Annotated in this window: 20 protein-coding genes; 11 read left to right on the top strand and 9 right to left on the bottom strand. The window is 47.2% G+C overall.

What is annotated here, in order from left to right:
- The first annotated feature begins 281 nt into the window (after positions 1 to 281).
- The 5 genes from PSE7367_RS07505 to PSE7367_RS07525 all read left to right on the top strand — a co-directional run bounded on the left by PSE7367_RS07505 (position 282) and on the right by PSE7367_RS07525 (position 8,326).
- A complete protein-coding gene (locus PSE7367_RS07505; protein WP_015164768.1) occupies positions 282 to 2,336 on the top strand; it encodes a DNA polymerase III subunit gamma/tau in 2,055 nt (684 codons plus the stop codon).
- 843 nt (positions 2,337 to 3,179) lie between these two features.
- A complete protein-coding gene (locus PSE7367_RS07510) occupies positions 3,180 to 3,929 on the top strand; it encodes a hypothetical protein (protein ID WP_015164769.1) in 750 nt (249 codons plus the stop codon).
- Between the two features lie 280 nt (positions 3,930 to 4,209).
- A complete protein-coding gene (locus PSE7367_RS07515; RefSeq protein WP_015164770.1) occupies positions 4,210 to 5,985 on the top strand; it encodes a SpoIID/LytB domain-containing protein in 1,776 nt (591 codons plus the stop codon).
- A 188-nt stretch (positions 5,986 to 6,173) separates the two neighbouring features.
- Positions 6,174 to 7,709: a peptide ligase PGM1-related protein gene (locus PSE7367_RS07520; RefSeq protein ID WP_015164771.1), complete on the top strand. Its 1,536-nt coding sequence runs from the start codon at positions 6,174 to 6,176 to the stop codon at positions 7,707 to 7,709.
- A 26-nt stretch (positions 7,710 to 7,735) separates the two neighbouring features.
- Positions 7,736 to 8,326, top strand: coding sequence for a hypothetical protein (locus PSE7367_RS07525; protein WP_015164772.1), 591 nt, complete (start codon positions 7,736 to 7,738; stop codon positions 8,324 to 8,326).
- A gap of 82 nt (positions 8,327 to 8,408) precedes the next feature.
- Here PSE7367_RS07525 and PSE7367_RS07530 read toward each other — a convergent pair whose 3' ends face one another.
- On the bottom strand, positions 8,409 to 9,254 hold the full coding sequence (locus PSE7367_RS07530) for a Cof-type HAD-IIB family hydrolase (protein ID WP_015164773.1): 846 nt from the start codon (positions 9,252 to 9,254) through the stop codon (positions 8,409 to 8,411).
- A gap of 704 nt (positions 9,255 to 9,958) precedes the next feature.
- Between PSE7367_RS07530 and PSE7367_RS07535 the strand changes: the two genes are divergently transcribed.
- The 3 genes from PSE7367_RS07535 (at position 9,959) to PSE7367_RS07545 (ending at position 12,571) form a co-directional block, all read left to right on the top strand.
- A complete protein-coding gene (locus PSE7367_RS07535) occupies positions 9,959 to 11,239 on the top strand; it encodes a BMP family lipoprotein (protein WP_015164774.1) in 1,281 nt (426 codons plus the stop codon).
- 280 nt (positions 11,240 to 11,519) lie between these two features.
- Positions 11,520 to 11,906 carry a hypothetical protein gene (locus PSE7367_RS22390; protein WP_015164775.1) on the top strand — a complete coding sequence of 129 codons (387 nt, stop codon included), beginning with the start codon at positions 11,520 to 11,522 and terminating at the stop codon, positions 11,904 to 11,906.
- A gap of 200 nt (positions 11,907 to 12,106) precedes the next feature.
- Complete coding sequence (locus PSE7367_RS07545; RefSeq protein ID WP_015164776.1) at positions 12,107 to 12,571, top strand: hypothetical protein; 465 nt, start codon at positions 12,107 to 12,109, stop codon at positions 12,569 to 12,571.
- 71 nt (positions 12,572 to 12,642) lie between these two features.
- Here the strand turns inward: PSE7367_RS07545 and mazG are convergent, their stop codons facing one another.
- A complete protein-coding gene (gene mazG / locus PSE7367_RS07550) occupies positions 12,643 to 13,446 on the bottom strand; it encodes a nucleoside triphosphate pyrophosphohydrolase (RefSeq protein WP_015164777.1) in 804 nt (267 codons plus the stop codon).
- 164 nt (positions 13,447 to 13,610) lie between these two features.
- On the opposite strand from mazG, the gene PSE7367_RS07555 reads away from it, so the two are divergent.
- Complete coding sequence (locus tag PSE7367_RS07555) at positions 13,611 to 14,243, top strand: Maf family protein (RefSeq protein WP_015164778.1); 633 nt, start codon at positions 13,611 to 13,613, stop codon at positions 14,241 to 14,243.
- Positions 14,244 to 14,277: 34 nt separating this feature from the next.
- Here PSE7367_RS07555 and hflX read toward each other — a convergent pair whose 3' ends face one another.
- From hflX to PSE7367_RS07590, 7 genes are all read right to left on the bottom strand, one after another.
- The gene (gene hflX / locus PSE7367_RS07560) at positions 14,278 to 16,044 is read right to left on the bottom strand and encodes a GTPase HflX (protein WP_015164779.1); all 1,767 of its coding nucleotides are present in this window, start codon (positions 16,042 to 16,044) and stop codon (positions 14,278 to 14,280) included.
- 184 nt (positions 16,045 to 16,228) lie between these two features.
- Positions 16,229 to 16,555, bottom strand: coding sequence for a SpoIIAA family protein (locus tag PSE7367_RS07565; RefSeq protein WP_198013451.1), 327 nt, complete (start codon positions 16,553 to 16,555; stop codon positions 16,229 to 16,231).
- A gap of 96 nt (positions 16,556 to 16,651) precedes the next feature.
- The gene (locus PSE7367_RS07570) at positions 16,652 to 17,305 is read right to left on the bottom strand and encodes a GOLPH3/VPS74 family protein (protein WP_015164781.1); all 654 of its coding nucleotides are present in this window, start codon (positions 17,303 to 17,305) and stop codon (positions 16,652 to 16,654) included.
- A gap of 230 nt (positions 17,306 to 17,535) precedes the next feature.
- Entirely contained in the window at positions 17,536 to 17,820 is a 285-nt protein-coding gene (locus tag PSE7367_RS07575) for a hypothetical protein (protein ID WP_015164782.1), read from the bottom strand.
- Between the two features lie 261 nt (positions 17,821 to 18,081).
- A complete protein-coding gene (locus tag PSE7367_RS07580; protein ID WP_015164783.1) occupies positions 18,082 to 18,474 on the bottom strand; it encodes a hypothetical protein in 393 nt (130 codons plus the stop codon).
- Positions 18,475 to 18,710: 236 nt separating this feature from the next.
- Positions 18,711 to 19,745 carry a hypothetical protein gene (locus tag PSE7367_RS07585; protein WP_015164784.1) on the bottom strand — a complete coding sequence of 345 codons (1,035 nt, stop codon included), beginning with the start codon at positions 19,743 to 19,745 and terminating at the stop codon, positions 18,711 to 18,713.
- Positions 19,735 to 21,630: a sodium:solute symporter family protein gene (locus tag PSE7367_RS07590; RefSeq protein ID WP_015164785.1), complete on the bottom strand. Its 1,896-nt coding sequence runs from the start codon at positions 21,628 to 21,630 to the stop codon at positions 19,735 to 19,737. Before PSE7367_RS07590 ends, PSE7367_RS07585 begins: the two co-directional genes overlap by 11 nt.
- Before the next feature lie 613 nt (positions 21,631 to 22,243).
- Here PSE7367_RS07590 and trxA point away from each other — a divergent pair.
- Together trxA and pyrR are read left to right on the top strand one after the other, a co-directional pair.
- Positions 22,244 to 22,573, top strand: coding sequence for a thioredoxin (trxA, locus tag PSE7367_RS07595; RefSeq protein WP_015164786.1), 330 nt, complete (start codon positions 22,244 to 22,246; stop codon positions 22,571 to 22,573).
- A 13-nt stretch (positions 22,574 to 22,586) separates the two neighbouring features.
- The gene (gene pyrR, locus PSE7367_RS07600) at positions 22,587 to 23,129 is read left to right on the top strand and encodes a bifunctional pyr operon transcriptional regulator/uracil phosphoribosyltransferase PyrR (protein ID WP_015164787.1); all 543 of its coding nucleotides are present in this window, start codon (positions 22,587 to 22,589) and stop codon (positions 23,127 to 23,129) included.
- The last annotated feature ends 99 nt before the right edge of the window (positions 23,130 to 23,228 follow it).

Here is a 23,228-nt window from a genome sequence, read left to right on the forward strand (position 1 = left end):
AGCTCTAATTTCCTGTTATTGCTGGGGCATAGAGTTTGCTAAGGTTGGGATGGTTGCGGTGCTTAGTAGTCAGGGTAATTAAGTTTTAAATAATTCCGTAATTTCAATTTCCTAGCCTGTGCCCTCGATCTTAACTAGTATCCTAATTACCCTATGCATTAATTTATTGATCTCTAAGTTTGATCTCTCCGTTTAATATCTGTTTAATATCTGTTTAATAAAAGTTTGCCGATCGCAATGTCGCATTTAATATGTCGCATTTAATATAAGGTTGAGCTGGTATGGCATACGAACCCCTCCATCATAAATATCGCCCCCAGACTTTTGCCGCCCTAATCGGTCAAGAAGCGATCGCCAGAACCCTGACCAATGCGATCAACCAAAGGCGGATCGCCCCTGCTTATCTATTCACTGGCTCCAGGGGCACGGGCAAAACCTCAACTGCTCGAATCATGGCCAAGTCCCTCAATTGCCTTAGCTATGATGCGCCTACCCCCACCCCTTGTGGCACCTGTGACATGTGCCAGAGCATTGCCAAGGGGATTGCTTTGGATGTCACCGAGATCGATGCGGCTAGCAATACTGGCGTTGATAATATCCGGGAATTAATTGAGCGATCGCAATTTGCCCCCGTCCAGGCGCGGTATAAGGTCTATGCGATCGATGAATGTCATATGCTCAGCACCGCCGCATTTAATGCCCTGCTCAAAACCCTGGAAGAACCACCGGAACATGTGGTGTTTATTCTGGCTACCACTGACCCACAACGAGTCTTATCCACAATTATTTCCCGTTGCCAGCGGTTTGACTTTCGCCGCATTCCGCTGGATGCGATGGTGGCGCATTTGCGCGAGATCGCCGACACGGAGCAAATTGAAATCACCCAAGAAGCGTTGATTTTAGTGGCGCAGATCGCCCAGGGTGGCCTACGCGATGCAGAAAGTTTGCTCGATCAACTCAGTTTGCTGGAGGGCGAAATCACGATCGAGGCGGTGTGGGATCTGGTTGGCTCTGTACCAGAACGGGATTTATTAGATTTAATTGCCGCGATCGCCGCTGACAATTCCACCCAAATCCTGGAAAAGGTACGCCAGGTGATGGATCGAGGTCGTGAGCCCTTGATTGTGTTGCAAAACTTGGCCGGGTTATATCGAGATTTGCTGATTGCCCAGGCCGCCAGCGATCGTCATGATCTAGTCGCCCTCACCAGTTATGGTTGGGATCGCCTCAATCAACTAGCCCATAGCCTCTCCCGCGCCGTGATATTGAAGGGGCAACAGCATTTACGCGATGCCGAAGTGCAGATTAAAAACACCACCCAACCGCGACTGTGGCTGGAAGTGACCTTGTTGGGGCTGCAACCTTCTGCCTTTACGATCGCAACAACCCCAGTTCCTAATCCAGCACTAAACATCGCACCAGTACCCAACCCAATCCCAACCGCCACCCCATCGGTTCAACCATCGCCACCCTTATCTCAACCGCAGATTGACCCGGTTCCCAACCCGATCGCCGCCATTTCCAGTAATCCCGAACCACCCAAGGTCGCAGAGTCAGCAGTTAATATTCCAGTATCTGTGCCCGAAACAGCAGGAGTACCGGAGCCAATTGAAGCGCTCCCACCAGTCCCCGCACCTGAAGCCTATGGCGTTGATCTCAGTGCGGCATGGCAAGAGTTAGTTAACAATCTTTCTCGGCCTACCAGAGCTTTGCTGTTAGAACATGGTCAATTCCTGGGGATCAATGGCTCACAGGTACGGATTGGGCTCAAAAACAAAACACTCAGGGATATTGCCGCCCGCAAGGAATCAGAAATCAATGAGGTTTGCGATCGCATTTTCCAGCGCCAGGTCAAGGTCAAGTTTGAGGTTGGCCGAATTAGTAGCAAAAGCAATTCACCCAACCCAAAATCTCAGCCGCAACCAACCATAAATCGATCGGCTCCCAGCAATGTAACCAGTACTCTAAATAGTGGCGATCACCCCAATCCAGCCATTCCGACTCATGATCCGCCGAGCGGTAATAGCAATGTTAGTAATACTAGCCAGCCGATCGCAGTGCAACCACCCCCACCTCCTAACCAGGCTAATAGCGCAAATCCTCCAAACAATGCCCCGCCTCAGGCCATCAGCCCAACTGCTGACAGTGACATAAATAATGATCTAAAACGATCGCCACAGCCCTCTGCCCCGGAGCGATCGGAAGATCGGTCTAACCCATCAACCACAGCAACCGCTGATATTCCAACCAAAATCCAGGAGTTTGCCAAGTTCTTCAAGGCTGAAATTGTTGCTCTTGACGATCTCGATACTCTTGATGATGATGATTCCGAGTAATTCAGGGTATTCGGGGCTTGATCCGGCTTGGTAAGCATCTCAGATTGCGCATTCTCATACTCTTCGTGACTTACCAGACAGACCTCTAGACAAGCGCTATAGCCACTTGTGACACTATTTAATCAGCAAATATAAGTGATGCTAATGATGATTTAAGCTGATCAAACATCACATTTTCTGCATTTGGGGTTAGTGGTTTTGAGGTGTGCGATCGCTCTATGGCTGCTACTGAGTAAACGCGATCGATACTTTAAAAAACGTTAAAACCGACCAAATAAACTTATATACAAGCATTATTAATCATTAAAGAAATATATAAGCCTAGCTTATGCTCAGTCGTTACCCACATTCTCATCCTCAACAACCCACAAATTCCCACAAATTCCCACTGCCTTAAACTGTTAAGTCAATTAATCTAATTACAACATCTAGTTTAAGTAAACCCAAGGTTACACTGGTTTGCTTTTTGGCTGTCACACATATGGTTCCCTGTCCCCGCCATCGGGGACTTCTTTTTTTTTGTGGCACTTTTTTGATATGAGAATATTCCTAAACCATGACGTTTGGTTGATTTTGCTCCTTGATGATCTATGCAGATCATTTTTTTTGTGATAGGTTTGATCCGTGTTGGGCAAAATAGCTTAACTAAAATGGCGGGTTTAATCCCTACGGGGTGATCGAAATTCCGATCGAGCTTTCTTTAATCGTGAACAATTGAAGCATTGAATGCCTGTTCGCCCTTGATTAGGTTTCAGGTAGTCTGCCAGGTAGGTAGGACTGAGGCGGGGGAAATGGGTCATTTGTAAGCCATTTCAAATAATTGTAGAAACGTTGAGACGCATTATGACCAAATCTTTAACTAGAGCTTTGACTCTTACAACTGCGGTAGCTGTTTTTGGTGCTGCTACGAGCGTATCAGTTACACCTGCTGAAGCAGCAACGGTTGTTATTGACAACTTTGAACCTGGTCAAAATAACGGCCCATTTGCACCTCCAAATACTATTGGGCCTGTTCCTGGTGTTGTTGGTGGATTCCGTACTATTACAAATGTAGTTGACCCGATTTTTACTGGTATAGGTGGCACTCCAGGTAACGGCGCTGCATTCTTTTTTGGCTTTGCTGGGTCACCTGGCTCATCTTCACTAGTATGGGATGGAAACGCTGGTATCCCAAGCGGTTTGGGCGGTGTAGATATTTCACCTGCTTTATTAGGTGCTAATCCCAGAATCCTTAGTACGGTATCTAATGCTGCTAACCTTAATGCTGGAAGCGATGCGATTTTAGAAGTTTTTGAGAACGGTACTGGCACAGTTTCAACAAATACTGTTGACTTAACTACGCTAACTACTGGTGATGAGATTGAGTTTAACTATGCTGACTTTGATACAGCAATAAACTTCGGTAATGTAGGCGCAATTAGGCTTACTGTGAACTTGATTCCAATTGGCGCAAGTCAGCCTTCCTTTGGTTTCAATACTGCATTAGTAGCGATCCCATTTAACTTCCAATCCACCCTTGGCTTAGTGGCTCTTGGTGGTATGGCTGGTGCTTATGCCTTGAGCAAAAAGCGTAAAAAAGCTTTGCAAGCCTAATTTCATTCCCCCTCAAAGACTAAGCTTAAAGCTGATCTTGGGACTGATTAGAGTAGGGATTGGTCAAACATTCAGACTTATCTACTAATTGCAGATAAATAGTTTTGAGACGCTAGATGAGTAGTGATAAAAGCTCATCTAATCGGGATAGTAATAATACTGTCCCGGTATTTTTTTATGCCCTTTTTGACCTCCTCGATCCAGGCTGGATCTGCTATCCTGACATAGGTTTATGATTTGCCTAGACATAAGCTAGAAATAAGGCAAACCTACAATATTCATGTCGTTTGAGCGCGATCGAGGTGCGATGAAAAAAAGACATAGTTTCATTGGTCAGATTTTGATCGGTGCTTTTTGTGTAATTGGTTTATCCGGCGATCGCCTGGATGCAGCTCAAAATAATAACCCGATTCTGCACATTGGCATCGAACAAAGGTTTGGCGAAAACCCCCAGGATAAACTGGTGATCGAAGCCACCTCCGGCGATCAACTCAGGTTGAATTTTGTCGCTAATGATGGCACCACCAGGCAAAATCTGAATACGAATAAGATCGAAGTAGCCCTAGCCAGAGCGCCCCTTACCCAACCCGTACTCGATGAAAAGCTGGTACTGAGTCACCACCGCAGCTATGAGAATGCGGCAGCCAGTGCCTATCGTTGGCAAGCACAGGGCATCGAAACAGAAATTGTGCAGCCCCGCCGTTGGCAAGTATGGGCTAAGCGTAGCACCTATGACACCAGACTGCTGCGGCATTTGTTGCTATATAACTTGCATGCTCAGGGGCATACGGTGGCCAGCGTTAATGGCAAGATTTTACGCGATCGCCCCATGCTTTCCTGGGTGGTGGGCAACTATCGCTACAACCGCAATACCCTGGACATTAGCACTGGTAAAGGTTTAATTAAAGTAAATAACAAGCTTTTTGCGGGTACTTTGCGCCTGCAACAGAATGTGCACAACAGCTATACCCTGGTTAACCATGTACCCTTGGAAACCTATCTGCGCGGTGTAGTGCCCCACGAAATCGGTTATGGCGCTCCCTATGAAGCGGTCAAAGCCCAGGCAGTGTTGGCACGTACCTATGTGTTAGCGAGTCGGCATCGGTTTGTAGTAGATGGCTATCACCTATGCGCCGATACCCAATGCCAGGTTTATCGTGGTCTAGAGGGAACTAGCAACACTGCTGATAATGCGATCGCGGCTACCAGAGGACAAGTTCTGATCTATGACGGCAGGGTAGTAGATGCGCTTTATTCTTCTACTACTGGTGGTGTCACCGCTGACTATAACGATCTCTGGGATGGGCAAGATCGCCCCTACCTGGAATCGGTGATCGATTCGGTTAATAATGCTGGCAATCTCAGCAAATTTAACCTTTCGCAGGAGCAAGACTTCCGTACCTTCCTGGCGCAGCGAGAGACCGTTTTTAATGAAAAAGGCTGGCATACATTTCGCTGGGAAAAGGAAAGCAACCTGAGCGAAATTAAAACGACCCTGCAAAAGTTCTTGCGTCAGGCTGGCGATACCCAAACCCGATTTAATACGATTAAGGATTTGCAGGTGATCGATCGGGCGGCTTCGGGTCGAGTGCTCAAGGTGGGCGTTCAAACCGACAAGGGCACGATCGTGCTAGAGAAAGATGAAATCATGGATGCGCTATATGCGCCAAATAGCACTTTGTTCTATGTCGATCCGGTGTTTGATCCCAACTTCAAGACCGCTGAGGGTGAAAAGGTAGTCAAAGGCTATAAGTTCACTGGTGGTGGTTTGGGACATGGGGTGGGAATGAGCCAGACTGGTTCCTATCACCTCGGCGATCTGGGCTGGTCCTACGATCGCATCCTCAATTTCTATTACACTAATGTGCAATTGCAACCACTGCGCCCAGAATATCTGGCGGATGTGGATTTAAAGCTGTTGGAGTTTAATCCTACTCAGGGTTTAACCACCTTGAATCCTGATTTAGCTAAGCCAATTCCAGAACTCGCCAACCATGCCCAAGAGCAGCTTAGTTTGCTAGAGCCATCACCAGCTTCAGTTTCTCCGCGCGATTGACTCCTGAATTCTCAATAATTCTCAATAATTCTCAATTGTCATTAATTGTAAATACTTGGAATTTAAACCTGGCGATCGGTGCAGACTAGATTATGTTGGGCATAATTGACAGATATGCAATTAAAATTTCAAATTATGCCAGTAAGTTTTGGCTAGCTACTACTACCAAGCCATAAAGCCATAAGTAAATGCTCCGAACCAATCGCGTCGCAATCAATGATAAATTTTGCCAGCTTCAAACCCAGTTACGCGATCGCTGGCAGAGTATGGAGCAATTCGACAATAGTGACTACGATCTGCTGGTGATTCCTTCGCTCAGCTTTGATCCACGTGAACTACGCAAAATTCCTGGTGCAAACCACTACGAGGAGCGATTATTATTCTCGCTGGTGCGGCTCCGCAATCCCCACACCAGATTGGTTTATGTCACTTCGCAGCCATTACCTTCAATTATTATTGAGTATTACTTACAACTGCTGCCGGGGATTCCTTTCTCCCAGGCGCGGGAGCGCTTAATTTTGCTATCCGCCTATGATGCTTCCGTTGATAAACCGCTCACCCAGAAGATTCTAGAGCGACCCAGATTGATTGAGCGAATCAAAAAATCCCTCCGGCTCGATCGGGCGATTATGACCTGTTTTAATTCCACCCCTTGGGAGCAGGCCTTGTCGGTGGAATTGGGCATCCCGCTGTGGGGACTAGATCCTAATTTGCTTTACTGGGGCACCAAAAGCGGCAGCCGTGAGATTTTTGCCGAAGCCAAAATTCCCTTCCCCGATGGCAGTGAATTGGTTTGGACAAAGGAAGACCTAGCCCGGATGGTGTTGGAGTTATGGCAGCGCCAGCCCGATCTCAGGCGGATTGTAATCAAGCTAAATGAAGGCTTTTCGGGAGAAGGAAATGCGCTTTTAGATCTGCAAAACTTGAAGACCGCTATGGCAGAGCAAGATGAGCCAGAAAAGCTGGCCGCGATCGAAAAAAGTTTTAAATTCCTGCGCTTTCAAACCAAGGCCGAAACCTGGGAAAGTTATTCCAGCCAGATTCCCAAACTAGGCGCGATCGCCGAAGAATTCATTGAAGGTAAACGCAAATTTTCCCCCAGTTTCCAGGGTCGGATTGCCCCCACTGGCGAAGTGGAGGTGCTTTCTACCCATGACCAGATTCTGGGCGGCCCCGATGGCCAGGTTTATCTGGGTTGCAGTTTTCCGGCCTCCGCTGATTATCGTCTGCGCTTGCAGGTGATGGGTCTAGAAATTGGCCGCTGCCTGGCGGCTAAAGGAGCCCTGGAGCGCTATGGGGTGGACTTTCTGGCGGTGCAGCAAGACTCCGGGCGTTGGGATCTACAAGCGATCGAAATTAATCTGCGGAAAGGCGGCACTACCCACCCATTCATGGCGCTGAGATATTTAACTAATGGTAGATTTGACGATCGCAGCGGTCTGTTTTTCTCCCAGCAAGGGCGCGAGAAATATTACGTTGCCAGCGATAACCTGGTTAAAGATCGCTATCATGGCTTGTTACCCCACGACCTGATGGAAATTATTGCCCACCATCGCTTGCATTTCGATAGCAGCCGCGAAACTGGCACTCTGTTTCATCTGATTGGCTGTTTGTCTGAATATGGTAAGTTGGGTCTCACCAGTATTGGTAATTCGCTCCAGCAGGCTAGGGATACCTATAATCACATCATGCGGGTGCTGGATGTGGAAACCAAGCCCGATTAATTTTGCCTCATCTTTCTTTGATTAACATGCCATATTCCCAGGAACCACAACAGGGTAGCTTGTTCTCCCTCAAAGAATTTGACAGCCCTGTCTATAAAGTCGAATCTACGCCCTATGAGATGGGTGCAACGGAGCTAGGGCGGTGGAAAGATAAGATTATTAATTATCAACAACAGCTCAGGGCAGCGCGATCGCCCCAAGCCCAAACCAATCTGCTGGAGCTTGTGCCCAATCATTGTGATCCCGATGCGATCGATCCTTTTGGGTTGGAACCTCGCCCTCTCTCATTTTGGCGCTATCCCGAGCATGGTGCCAGTGCCGCTTGCATTTATTTTGTGATCGATCATGCCTGTGGTTTGCTGTTGTATGTGGGCGAAACCTGCCGATCGAGTACGCGCTGGAAAGGAGCCCACGATTGCAAGCGCTATGCGGATAATTATGTCTATTTGCACGGCAGCCATAACTTAACTCGACAATTGGGCATTAGCTTCTGGTGGGATGCACCGATCGCTACCAGGCCACGCCAGCAACTGGAATCAAACTTGATCGCCAAGTGGAAACCGCCTTTTAATAGGGAAAACTGGCAACTCTGGCATACACCTTTTGTGGGTGATTAGTTTGTTTTGCATCCCATGCTCTTGTGAGCGTTTAAAGGAATATTTATGATTGGCGTAGCCTAAAGATATCATACTGGCTGGTTTAGAGAATAAACTCGGCGATCGCCGCCGCCACGCCATCCTCTGCCACATCAGGCGCAATCCAATCAGCTACCTCTTGCAAGCCCTCTGGTGCATTGCCCATCGCCACGCCCACACCGGCATACTCGATCATTTCCAGGTCATTAAAATTATCACCCACGGCCATCACTTCATCTTGTTTAAAACCCAGAATGTTTTCCGCTAGGTGCTTCACTGCGGTGCCCTTGTTGGCGATCGGGTTGGTGGCTTCAAAAAAGGTGGCCACTGACTTAGTTAAATAGAGCTGTCCTGGTGTGTAGCGTTGTTTGAGGGTGCGCAGTAGTTCAGTGGTTAATTCTGGATCATCGCTTAAGGCCAATACTTTAGTGGGCAGAGTTTGGTGCGATTCTGAGGCTTTGGCTTGCAAGAACTCCTTGAGATCGCCCACAATTAATGCATCTACGCCGGCTCGCACCTCATAGGCAGCGGTCTGGGGTGACATCTTTTTGACATAGAGATTGTCATCGAGATACACATGCACCGATAGGCGATCGCTGGCCACCAGATCCGCAAAGTCATCGATCAAAGACAATGCATATTCCAGATCTACGGGCCAATGCCCCACCACTTCCTGGGAGCGCGGATCTTTGATATATGCCCCCTGATAGGAAACGATCGGCAAGTCCGCATTCACTGCCTCGTGGAATCGCAACGCCGATCGATACATCCGCCCGGTGGCGATCGCAATTTTCACGCCCTGATCCTGAGCCGCCTTGATCGCCCGTTTAACTGGCTCATTCACCTGGTTATTATTGCCGTTGATTGTGCCGTCAATATCAAAGACTGCCAGTTTAATCTTTTGACCCATATGTTTGATTTAAAGTTTAGATGTAATGCTTGGGTGGGGTTTACTCCCACAGTTTAGCAGCGTTATTAAATTAATTTTTTAAGGGCAGCTTAAGCATATATACGGCTAGATATGCATATTACAGGCGGTGGGATCAGTACCGAATATAACTATTTGATCTGATCCAAGGCGCTATAAAGAAAGCTAGGTATGATCGGCTGTATTAATTACCTGTAAGCCCGAAAGATCTATTTCCAACAAATGATGCAACTCTGGCATCGATTGCGATGGCTAAATTCTTACCGTCAATTTAACCATAAAACAAAGATAATTGTTGTTGAATACATAACTCCCTCGCTGTGATTAATGTCTTTCAGTAAGTGTTATAGGAGTTATAGGGATTGCATTCGTTAATCTAGCGATCGCTATAGATCTTGGTTTATTGTTATTAAATACAGGTTATTGCTCAACTAAACATTGCCGTAACGACTATAGCAAGTGAAGCAGATTTGATCTTTGATTTAAATAATTTAAATAGATGAATGAAGAGAAATATTTAGCTACGCTGACATAAGCTGGTATTGATTAGTTATTTAATCGATAATTGCCAAAATTCCTGGATTAACTGGGGTGAATCGGTACTTATAACCTTAGTTATTGATATTTAAAGAATTTGATCGATAGAATCGATAGATAGGTGATAAATAGGTAATAGTGTGGAGAGTATGCAAAAGAATTTATTTGATCGTGTTAGACGCGGTGGTCAGTTGTTGGCGATCGCCTTTCTTTTCTCATCTTTAGCGGCCTGCGGTGGAAATGTACCCACTACGCCCGATCCAACCGCTGATGTACCTGAGCCAGATCAAAATACAGAAACAGTCAGCCCCAGCGATCAGGATGAATTCAAAGTTGGCATGGTGATTGTGGGGCCCAAAAACGATGCGGGCTGGAACCAATCCCATGTGGAAGCTTCGGAATATGTGATGGAAAACTTACCTGGGGTGGCCTTTGACTATGTGGACAAAGTGAATCCGGGCGATCGACCGAATGTGCAGGGATCGCAGGTGGCCGACGACCTGATCGCCAATGGGGCGCAGATGGTAATTTTTAACTCCGATGACTTTAAGGATGATGCCCTGTTCACCGCCCAAAAGCACCCAGATGTGGCGGTGATTCATGTGTCTGGTGATTATGCCTGGCCAGAGGGCAAAAATTATCAAGAGCAGGCCAATTTGTCTAACGTGATGCTGCAAATGTATTATGGCCGCTTGATTGCTGGTTGTGCGGCAGCATTGGAAACTAAAACGGGCAAAATTGGTTACCTGGGGCCATTAATTAATGACGAAACCAGGCGTTTGTCCAGTGCGGCGTTTTTGGGAGCGCAACATTGTTGGCAAAACTACCGCGATCGGGATGCGGCGGAGCTGGAGTTCAAGGTTACCTGGATTGGTTTTTGGTTTAATATTCCTGGCGTGACCCTGGACCCTACCAAGGTGGCGGATGATTTTTATAATGGTGGTTATGATGTGGTGATGACTGGGATCGATACGCCGGAGGCAGCAGTCCAGGGCAAGAAGGCGGCTGAAGCAGGTAAAGATGTGAAGTTTTTGCACTACACCTTGCGATCGGGTTGTTCGCTGGCTCCCGAAATTTGCATTGGCGTGCCTTTCTATAACTGGGGCCCAACTTATCAAGCCCAGATCGAAGCAGCTAAGGCTGGTGAATTTGAAAGTGCGTTTGTGTGGTCTGCGCCCGATTGGCAAGATATTAATAATGCTGATACTTCGGCGGTGGGTTTTGCCAGGGGTGAGGCATTGAGCGAGGAAAATGGCGAAATCCTGGATCAATTTATTCAAGGGTTGGGTGACGATACGATCAATCTATATACCGGCGCGCTCAATTTCCAGGATGGGACTACATATCTGGCCGAGGATGAGATCGCCACGCCTCAGCAAATCTGGTATATGACCCAATTGCTGGAGGGGATGGATGGAGCCAGTGAGTAAAGTGAGTGTAAATGAGCACCCGGTTGCTTGGTTTAATTAACCCGATCGTAGCTAGTTGCTTTTAGCTTCGGGAGTTAAAGTATATTGCCGATCGAGTCCTTATCTAAACCCCTATCTAAATCCATGCCTAATGGCTCAGGCTGTTACCCTGGGATGCAACATTGGTTTTAAGTTGTTTTGAGTTGATAGCTAACCATCCAATCATCCTATTCACCCGTAGATTGAATATATTCAATATTAAATAGAATGCTAATTCTTCAGTAAGAACAATATAAGCACAATGCCAAAAAAACTCACCCAAGCGATCGCGGTTGCTGTCTTGTCCACAATGGCCTATGGCTTAGCTGGTATGCTGAGTATAACCAGCCAGCCTGAGATCTTCGCGGCTGAACACAATCATCAGAATGAACAGCTAGATGGAGAGAGGATCAGTGGGGAACAAATAGTAAATGCCTGTGTCAATAATCAAGCGGAGCAACTCCCCCATGCTTTCATTGATGTACCCAGCGATCATTGGGCGTTCAAAGCAGTGCAAACTATGTACTACTGCGGTGCCTATCGCCAAGCTACGCCAATTAAGCTGCAAGAGGAGCTAAAACAGCGATCGCTCCCGCAACCAGCTCTACCAGGTCAAGAATTCAACTCCGGTGCAGATTTACCTGGATAGAGTTGATTAAAGGCAATTAAAGGCAATTAAAGGCAATCACCAAAATATTAAGCAGGATTTAAATATTTAACAAATTAGACCCGATCGCCAGAAATAAGCGCATACTAATAGTCATTGCCATAGATCGCTGAGTATTAATACTGTCTGAGTTAAGTGAATTTAAGCCTGGTAAATCTGAATCTAGTAAATTAAGCATACGCATGATTGATATTACAACCCACGCCTATCCGATCGCCCATTTAACCCATGCGGTAACCGTTTCCTCGGCTAGCTGGTTTAATGCCATCGGTGATTTCTCGCGTAATAACTGTGTGGGCATCTGTGCGTTTCTAGTGCCTGCAAATATGATCGCCACCACCCAAACAATGGTGTTTACTGGCATTGATATTGTTTCTCGTCGATTGCGCCTGATGATGATTGCCGCGATCGCCTATTCAATGATCATGGTGTTGCATGTGTTTACCTGGTTTAGCGTGGGAGTGGTGGCCGCGCCAACCTTTATTTTGCTCTTTCTGGGAACTGTGTGTCTGGCGATTAATTTATGGGCGATCGCCAAACCTCAGGTTATGGCCAAATTATTGCGGATCGGCTACTTCTGGGTGATCGATCGCTTCAAGCCGATGACTGGTAAGCCAAAGCAGAGCTATCTAGGTGAATGTCGTTAGTTACTCGATCGCCCCCAGCTAGCTGATATTCTTCCTGCCCATTGATCCTGTACTTATAAAGCATTGCCAAGCTATTTATCTAGCTTCTTTTTAGCCCGTTGCCAGATCTCTTCTAACTCCTCGATCGTACAGTCAGCAAAAGGTCGATCGCTAATTTTTTCCATCATTGCAATGCGCTGAATAAACCGCTTATTTGTGCCTTGTAAAGCTGCAAAGGGATCAAGACCTTGCCAACGGGCAATGTTAATAATGGTAAAGAGGAGATCGCCTAATTCTGCTTCTTGAGCGGCTGGATCTTCATGCTTGAGCGCATATTCAAATTCACCCAGTTCTTCATGGAACTTATCCCACACCTGCGCGATGTTTTCCCATTCAAACCCAGATTTGGCTGCCTTCTGGGAAATCTTCATCCCCGCCAGCAGGGGCGGCAAACTGCGGGCATAGCGACTTAGTTTGCGGCTGAGCTTTTGGGCAGTGGCTGGGTCTTCGCCCTTCTCGGCGGCTTTGATCTGCTCCCAATTCCGGCTAATCTCTTCGGTATTCGCAACTTCCAGATCGCCAAATACATGGGGATGGCGGCGAATTAGTTTCTCGGCAATGCCTTCGGCTACTTCTGCGATCGAAAACTGGCCATAGTCCTGGGCAACTTGCGCTTGTAGCACCACCTGCAACAGCAGATCGCCAAGTTCTTCTTGGATCGCCGCCGTGTCCTGGGAGCGAATTGCATCAACTACCTCATAGGCTTCTTCGATCACGTAGGGAATTAGGGTCTCTGGGGTTTGCGCCAGATCCCAGGGACAACCCCCATCGGGCGATCGCAATTTTGCCACCACGTCTAGTAAATGTTGAAGTGCTGGCAAAGAATGAGAGGACATAGGCATATAGATAAATAGGGCTTAATTCGGCGATCGCATAGTAAAACTGCATCTTTAGCCAATCCAAAGCTAATTTCAAGCTTAAGTATCAGCCCAAATGACAAACTTGGTGGCTATTCTAAACTAGGACAACCAGACTTTACCAGTATGTTGTTATTACCAGTATGGACGCTACCCAACCTCAATTTATTCTTGCTTCTGCCTCAACGGCACGGCGATCGATTTTGCAAAATGCTGGCATTGAGCCAATTGTGAGCATTAGCAATTTTAATGAAGATTTGATCCATAGCGATGATCCGGCTAAGTTGGTGCAAATGCTGGCTAAAGGCAAAGCGGCAGCAGTGGTGCCACGCTTTTCTCACCATAATGCGCTGGTGCTGGGCTGTGATTCGGTGTTGGCGATCAATGGCAGGATTCATGGCAAGCCGGATAATGCGGAAGTGGCGATCGCCCGCTGGCAGCAAATGCGCGGGAATGTGGGGCAGCTCTACACGGGGCATAGCTTAATTGATATTCAACACGATCGCACCGTGACTAAATATGGTCTAACCCTGGTGCATTTTAGTGATGCCACTGATGTAGAGATAAATAGTTATATTGGCACAGGGGAGCCACTTAATTGTGCTGGCTGTTTCACGCTTGAGGGAATGGGCGGATTGTTAGTCAATAAGATCGAAGGCTGTCACACTAATGTGATCGGCCTCAGCTTGCCACTGCTCCGACAAATGATTATTTCGCTTGGTTACACAATTACCTTCACGGCACAGCGCACTAATATTATCCCCACGTTGAATTAGCACATTGAACTAATCAGTTGAGATAGTGGCTTGCTTAAAACTTACCCACCGCATAGCTAACCAATTTGATTAAGCCCTGTTGCAAGTCCTCGAAGCCTTTGCGTTTGGTGGCGGAAATCAAAACCGCATTCACATTCTCAGTACGAATAAAATCTTGAATCGCGCCAAAGTCTTCCATCCGATCGCACTTATTAAATGCCAGCAACACCGGCCCCACCGCGATCGGCATTTCTGCCAAAATTTGATTCACCGATCGCACCTGATCCAACCAGGCCGGATGGGAAGCATCCACCACATGCAACAATGCATCTGCCTCGGTTACTTCTTCGAGGGTGGCGCGGAAAGCATCAACCAACGGTGGCGGTAGCTCATGGATGAACCCCACCGTATCGGTGAGCAAAATTGGTTCATGGCCAGCGATATTCAAGCGGCGGGTGGTCGGGTCGAGGGTGGCAAATAGCTGATCGGCAGCATAGGCCGTAGATTTGGTCAGGCTATTTAACAGGGTTGACTTACCCGCATTGGTATAACCCACGATCGCCACGGTGGGAATTTCCTGCTTAACCCGCCGCTGCCGCATTCGATCGCGTTGGGCTTGCAGTTGATTTACCTGTCTTTGCAAATGAGAGATCCGCTTTTGGATGGTGCGGCGATCGCTTTCTAGCTTTGTTTCGCCGGGGCCTCTGGTGCCAATCCCACCTCCTAACCGAGACAGGGCTTGCCCTCTGCCAGACAATCGCGGCAGGCGATATTCCAATTGCGCCAGTTCTACTTGCAATTTCCCGGCGGCGGATTGGGCGCGTTGGGCAAATATATCTAGAATCACCTCGGTGCGATCGCTGACTCGAATCCCTAATAATCTTTCTAGGTTACGGGTTTGGGCAGGGGAAAGCTCTTGATTAAACACGATCAAATTCGCTCGTTGCGCCTGGGCGGCCAGGGCAATTTCTTCCACCTTACCCTGACCAATTACGGTTTGCGGGTGGGGGCGATCGCGTTTTTGGGCAATCAAGTCTAAAACTTGGCCACCAGCACTCTCAACCAGTTGTTGCATCTCCAGCAAACTGGTGTGCGGATCGATCGGCTCTTGGCGATCAGAGCGATCAGCGCGATCGGAGTGATTGGAGCGATCGGCATACTTATGCTTGCCTTTTTGTCGATTCTGATGGCGATTCTGATGGCGATTTTTATGGCGATCGGAAATCAACCCGACAATGATCGCCAGATCCTGCTCAATCTCTACTGCTTGGGCAGTGAACTCGCGGCTAAATTCGGCCTCTAGATTAAAGACCAGCTCTAAAAAATCCTGCTTCGAGATCGCATCCAGGCTTTGGGGCGGTAAAACTGTCCAGGTGGTTGATTCATGCTCAGCCGCCGTGTTTGGCACTAAATGCGCCACATAACCGCGATCGACATAGCCAGACTTATTCAACGTCAGAGCCACAAATGCATCCAGGCGCTGCATTGCCATTGCACTGAGATCGGCGGTGCTGGGGGGGGCTGATTTTAATTTCGTGCCGATGCAACGCAACCCTGACAGGCGCTCGTCGCCATAGCGTGGCAATTCCGCTGGCGGGATTTTGGTTTGTTGCAAAGTACCCACGCCCACGCGCACCACATGACCACGGCGATCGATAAATATACATAGTGGCGCTTTGATCTCGGCACTAATATTAGCAAGACGTTGGGCAAATTCCGGCGTGATGAAGGTAGGCGCGGGAACTCGGCGGCGATAGAGGCGCTGAATCTGTTTGAGTTGGCTGGGTTTTAAGCCTTGAGTGTGACCGTAGATTGTACTAATAAGCCTTAGGGTTTGATTTAAGCTTTAGGGGTAGATATTTAAGTCAATTAGTTAAATTAATGCCTGAGGGCGATCGTGCTTGACAGTTAAGCTCGGCAAGATATAAGCAATTTTAAGCAATTTTGCCTTTACAACTTACCTTTACAACTTACCTTTACGACTTGCATTTACGACAATGAATCACTTAAGCAGCTTTGAGCCAATCCAAGGCTTCCTGCTTTTGCTCCATTTTAAACATTTTAAGTTGGATATTCAAAAACGGTGATATAGCTCTTGCAAATGGGCCAATCCAGCCTGAATCAGTGACGACAGCACAGTGACTGAAGTCTTTTAAGTGGTCGATGTCAAATTTAATCGCTTTACCAAGCATTGACAATTCAAAACCACTAAAATCCTTCACAATCTCGATCATTTTGACTGTGCCCTGCTGAGCGATGAATTTTTCCATCTGGGGTAAGATGCTATTGATATCTGCATTGGTAACTTTGCCATCTACCAATACTTCAACCATTTTGAGATCTGGGTATTCTCGATATTCAGTTGTCATTTTAGCCTCCATTGCTTAGTTACAATATCTGGCAATTCTAGAGGTCAACTTTGCCTATTTCTATTGTACTGAAGCTGCCGCTGTGATCGCTGCCAGGGTAGATTCATCAATACAATTGACCACATCTGTAACTGACTTGCCAGCAAAGCCAGCATTAATAATTTCAGGGATGCGCCGATCGCACAGGGGCAATTCTGTCTCGCTGAACACTTCCCCCACCAGCTTGCAAGCCTTGACCAGGGAAATAAGCGCAGTGGTACGGGGATCGGGTTGCTTGCCTTCCAGAACTGCGGCACGGATGCGATCGCGGCTTTCCGATTCCGAACTGCTATCCTGCATTGGGTAATGGGGCGAAGAAATTACCCACAACACCTTATGTTCTTCTCGGCGCAAAATGCCCTGCTCGATCAATCGCTCCAGGAGGCGATCGCGTAACTGCTCTGATGCCGCGCTCAGGCTGGCAATCCATTTTGACGGAGCCTGCAAAGGTGCTTCAGCAATTTGGGTTAGCACCGAGTCGAGAATATCATCGCCGGTTGCGGCATTTTTTTTCACGACTAGATTGCCTAATTCTAGCTTGAGTCGATCTTGCAAAATTAGATCGCTTAACACTGCTCCCACCAAGCCATAGTCCAGGATCGCATCGCAGGTCAGCACCACACCGCGATCGTCATCAAAGGCAATGAGCAATAGTTCTTCGGCTAGGCTGAGCATATGCACCTCGAATGATGATTGTTGTTTGACTATATGTTTAGGATGTTTAGGGGGTGGCTCTTGGCGATCGTAGGCGATCGCAAGTGATCACCAGCAAAACAAGCTTTAGGCTGGATTATACAAACTCTGGCTGGCATGTCACAACAAAACGCAGCAAAGCTAAATATTACTAATATCTTTTACCGCTGAAAATGCTGAAGCTAATTGAATGATCGAGATCGCCAGATTAATCAGACAGATTGATTTGAGTCTAACTTCTGCATCAAAAGAGTTTGTGCAGAACTTTTGAATTGTGCCATTAAGCTATCAATTTCTTCATCGGAGAAACAATGGCTCAATGCTTCTTTGGCTGACGCTGCTACTTTGTCAAAATCTAGAGCATCCCCATTTTGAACAGAAGCATAAAACTTACCAACATTACTACCTAAATCATAGCCAGCACTAATATCGCAGTTACATTCCTCTTCTATGCGTACCGCTTCCATTAGCCAGGTTTCATCATAACTAAAACTCATTTTTCTGCCTAAACAATAAGCTAAACAATAAGTATGGTACTAATGATTTGATTATGAATTAATAGTTGCGCATTATCCACATCACTTCAACATCAGCAATATGCTTTGATGAAAGTTCAACGATTGTCGCATCAACAATCTGGCGATCTGCAAACCTGAATAGCTTTATCTGTTGTGTCAAAACAGTTGCATTACCAAAAACACAATAATTTCTAGCTATTGTAAGCTTTTGACTGGTTATTAAAATATAAATATTTTTGGCTAGGCAAAGCTAAACATCACCAAAGGGGCAACAGTGAGCCAAAGCAAAAACAGCGGCCAGACTCGACCACGCCGTAAATTATAGTCGGCCAAAAGTTTAGTCCAGGGGTGCTGCATCACATAATGACCAAAGCCAAACTCAAACGCGATCGTCATCAGCAACCAGATCACGCCGATCGCCAATGCCTGGGTTGCAAACTGCAATGGCAAAAAATACATCAATGTCCAGATATAAATGCCGATCGCCACCGAGCCAGTCAGCGTAGAGATCTGATGTGCTTTTAATTCGCCCATAAATTTACGATAGACGGCTTCGCGGATCACGCCGTTGAGAATTGCGATCGCTGCCATGCCCAACCAGGCCAGGATATATAGAACATAAGTAAAAAACATGATCATGTCCTCCACTTGCCTATCTCTATTTTAGCTGTAGCGCCTATTGGTAGTGGGTTTTCACCGTAAATGTAACAGTGCGTAATCGGTATTAACGTCAGCTTGATGCAATTCGAGCAAAACGATCGCTAGGGTTGGGAAAGGAGATACAGGCGATCGCCAATAGCATTAGAGATTGTCAAGATCTGCCGAACTCAGGTTGTAGTAATAACGGTCGCATTATCAGCCTAGCAACTTCAAGGACAAGCGGCAGGCTGCACCCTTGCCCAAATCCCCTTAAATTCTTCCTGGTTTAGCTGTGTAGATTCAGGATTGGGAGCAGGAGTAGATTGATTGGCTTGCTCAGATGGATTAGCCTGAGCTTGATCAATAGCACCACCGCCACCGCCCGTGGGAGCCTGTGCTTCATTAGTTAACGGCCGCTCGGTAATCCCTTTAACTTCAACACATGCGCCTGTTTTCAAAATTTGCACCACCTCGGTATTAATGGTGCTGGCATCACTGCGCAGATTCACATTTGTGTCGGCCTGTAGGATCTCGCCAATTACCCGATCGGGCTTAAAGATAATACCTGAGGCCAGTTTATTTTCGATCGGTACGACGGTGAGCAAGCCATCACCAATTTTGTTTTGATCATTCATCCTGGTTAAGTACATCCACAGCGGTTCAGCGATCGGTGTGGGGTTTGGCGCGATATCCTGGGTGTCCTGGGAAAGTTCATAGGCCTGGACGGCAATATCTGGCAAGCCGGACTTTTGATCATCATTTTCGGCGATCGCGGCATCAACCCCTTCCTTGGCATCTTCAAGTTGATCGCGGCGATCTGCTACTAATTCATCACAAATATCTTTTTTTTGTTGGGGTAGGCGATCGCAAACCTCAAAGAAATTACGCAATAGATCAGGACGAGTTTTGGAAGCAGCCAGCACAAACCCAAACAGAATTTCCATCTCCTCAGTTTCATCGGGGATGGTGGCGAGGGCAAACATAGCCAGATCGGCATTTTCTTTCTTTTCAATGAACTGAATCGAATTGAACAGGGCATTGGTAAAGCGTTTTTCTTCTTCCAGGCGATTGTTGAGATAGCTGACCTGAAAGCTTTGCACCACGGTCAAAACACCAACCACCAAACCACCCAACGCCACCAGATTAGTAATGCGAGTATTACCATCAAGCTTATCGGTGATCTGGCCAAGCTCTTTGCTGATCTGTTCTTGATTGTCGCGTTCCCGTTGATTGGGGTTATTATCCTGGTTCTTATCACTGGTCATGATCTGGCTCCTCTGGTTCTCCGGCTCTGCTTGGTAATAGATTACCAGTAAGATTCAGGCGGCGTAACCATAGAAAGCTCAGCACCGCGATCGCCAACATCAACCAGCCCGTAACTTGCTGATGGAGCAAGAATCCGCCGATCGTGAACATGCTGCTAAATAACACCAAAGTTGCTGCCACCACCCGCAACAGGTCTTTACCTAAATTTTGGGCTGGTTCCAGGCCAGTACGCTGGCGTTGCTTCTGCCAACCGGGGCCACCGGGGCGTACCCGCATATAGAAAGCATCCAGGGTTTGATTAGTTTCTGGCGCAGTTAGCAACATCGTCACAATCCAGATGATTGCAGTAATCGAAGTGGTTACCAATAAGCGCATACCAAAATCACTAATGTCTACGATCGCTATCATCGACTCCAATAAACTTTTGAGGCCACCAGAGGGCATGTCTTGAGTAAGTTGGGGCAACACGCTGGTCAGCAAACCAATCACAAAACCGCCCAGCATCGCTGCCAATTCCGCTGCTGCATTGATCCGCCACCAGAACCAGCGCAAAATCAAAACCAAGCCAGGGCCAGTGCCGATCGCAATGATCAATCTAAAAATTGTGGCCACATCTTTAATATAAAAAGCGGCGGTTGCACCCAATGCGGTAATTACTACCGACGCAATTCGACCCGCCAAAACTAATTCTGCACCACTCGCGTCCGGACGCATAAACCGATAGTAGAGATCGTTGGTGAGGTAAGAAGCGCCCCAATTAATTAGCGTCGAGACTGTACTCATGAATGCGGCCACCAGGGAAGCTACTACCAAGCCCAGAAGCACAGGGGGCAAAAATTCCAGCATCAAGCGGGGATAGCCCTGCTCTGGATCTTCCATATTGGGATAGAGGGCGATCGCCGCCAGCGAAACTACAATCCAGGGCCAGGTACGAATTACATAGTGCAAAATATTAAACCACCAGGCCGCCTTTTCTGCCTCTGCCTCGTCCTTGGCCGCCAGCAAACGTTGAATAAACTCACCACCACCATCACTGCGCCGGAATGACCACCATTGCAAAAATATATAGGCCAGGAAAGTGCTAGCAGAGATGCCTGCTGCCTCTTGCCATTGGATTAATGTGCCATTTTGACCAATGCTCAGCGGTGTGAAAGAAAGCACATCCAGATCGGTTGCCTGTTGCACCTGCTCCAGCAAATTAGCCATGCCGCCAAAATGAGCCACCGCAAAGATCGCCACCAGGATCGCCCCCACCAGCGCCAGCATAAATTGCAAAAAGTCCGTGGCAACCACGCCCCACAAGCCCGAAAAGCCAGCATAGACCAGCACCAGCAAGCCCACACCAATTACAATGCATAACTTCAGGCCTGATTCCGGCAAGTTAGCCAAGCCCAGGGGCAAACCAGCTAAAAAACTGGGTGAAATCAGTTGTAACGCATCTACCACCTTCACCATCGCCAGCATCGCATAGCCGATCCCAATGCAATTGATCGGCACCGCAAATAAAAAAGCTTTGGTGGCGCGTAGTATTTTTGCTGCCCTGCCGCCATACCGTAATTCGATTATTTCCGCGTCGGTAAGCACCTCAGAGCGTCGCCACATCTTGGCAAAAATATAGATCATCACCACATGGGCAATGCCAAAACTCCACCACTCCCAGTTGCCAGCGATCCCCCGGCTAGCTACTACTCCGGCCACATACAACGGTGTATCGATCGAAAACGTAGTTGCGGCCATACTGGTGCCTGCTAGCCACCAACTGAGCGATCGCCCCGACACAAAGAAATCCAGCATACTTTTGGCCGCGCGACGGGATAAATAGATCCCCAGCGCCATGCTTAGCCCTAAATAGGCCACCACCACAATCCAATCGATCGTTTGCACAATGAAATGCCGCCCTTGCCAGATTAAAAAGAATAATTAAACTAAGAAAAATATTTAGTAGACTATTTGCCGCCATGTCAAACTTGAATTGCGCTACCAACCAGTAACAGGATTTGACTTGATTGCCGTTATCCTCCTGCCAATTACCTAAGCACTAAACTTGTTTAAGATTTATTTAATAAATGTGATCCCGCGATAACTAATCAACCCTTCTGCCGAAAAAATTGATATCGATCGCCTTGAACCTAAGCATAAACCTGTAGATTGGATTACAATAGAGGTCAAGACAATATTCAAACCGAATATTGTTCACTCCTCACACCACATTCCGCCTGGATCCGTCTAGGCGGTTTCTTATTGCTGGCCTGTTTATGGATTTTTAGCAAATAAGTTTTGAGTCATTCTCATACCGAATCGCGGCCATCGGCCATACCTCTAAAACCTGCCCTGCGCTATCTTGCTGCATGTTGTTGTCAATCTAGAGACATAAGATGTGGTGATTTCTGCTTAACAGTTTCAAAGATCGCTGACATTTTTGCTGCCTGTTATACTATTCTAGTAAGGCAACAGTGAATTACATTACATTTAGGATTGATTTAGGAGTTAGTTGAGCATGTCATCAGCCATTGCGGTAACAGATGCTAGTTTTGAAACAGATGTGCTGGCGAGTGACGTTCCTGTACTAGTTGATTTTTGGGCACCCTGGTGTGGCCCTTGCCGAATGGTTGCTCCCGTCGTTGATGAAGTCGCCGAGCAATACGATGGCAAGATTAAGGTTGTTAAGTTAAATACTGACGAAAACCCTAATGTCGCTAGCCAGTATGGTATCCGCAGCATTCCTACCCTGATGTTATTTAAGGGTGGTCAGCGTGTGGATGTGGTTGTGGGTGCGGTCCCAAAAACAACTCTAGCCAACACGATCGAAAAGCACCTTGATAGTTGAGATGCGTCTTTAGGTGAACAACCAGCAAATCATCGAAATCCTGTCTGCCGAGGAATTAAGGCGTACAGTGAATCGATTGGCTTCGCAGATAGTTGAACATAGCCCAGAACTATCTGAGCTGGTATTTTTAGGCATTCGCACAAGGGGGGTTCCCCTCAGCGAAATGATCGCTAATCAAGTCACAGCCCTCGAAGGTATTAACGTACCATTGGGGGCTGTTGATATTACATTCTATCGTGATGATCTCGATCGCATTGGTCTGCGTGCCCCTAGCCAAACGGAAATCCCAGCGGATATTAATGGCAAGCTGGTGGTGCTGATGGATGATGTGATTTATAGTGGCCGCACGATCGGCGCAGCCCTGAATGCGATCCATGATTACGGTAGACCCAAGGCGGTGCGCTTGGCCGTACTGGTCGATCGTGGCCACCGAGAGCTACCGATCCACGCTGATTATGTTGGTAAGGTGTTACCTACCTCCAAAGATGAACAGGTGCAGGTTTTGTTGCAGCATACCGATGGCCGCGATGCGGTTGAATTGATCAAAAGTGCTTAAATATTTCGATCAAAAGTAATTGTGAACTAAACAATAGAATTTCCAGACAATCAGTAGAGGTTTGAATATCTACTGAATCCAGACGATACGGGGCTTATG

Origin of the sequence: Pseudanabaena sp. PCC 7367 (assembly GCF_000317065.1) — a bacterium.
In the GTDB taxonomy this organism is placed as follows: Bacteria; Cyanobacteriota; Cyanobacteriia; order Pseudanabaenales; family Pseudanabaenaceae; genus Thalassoporum; species Thalassoporum mexicanum.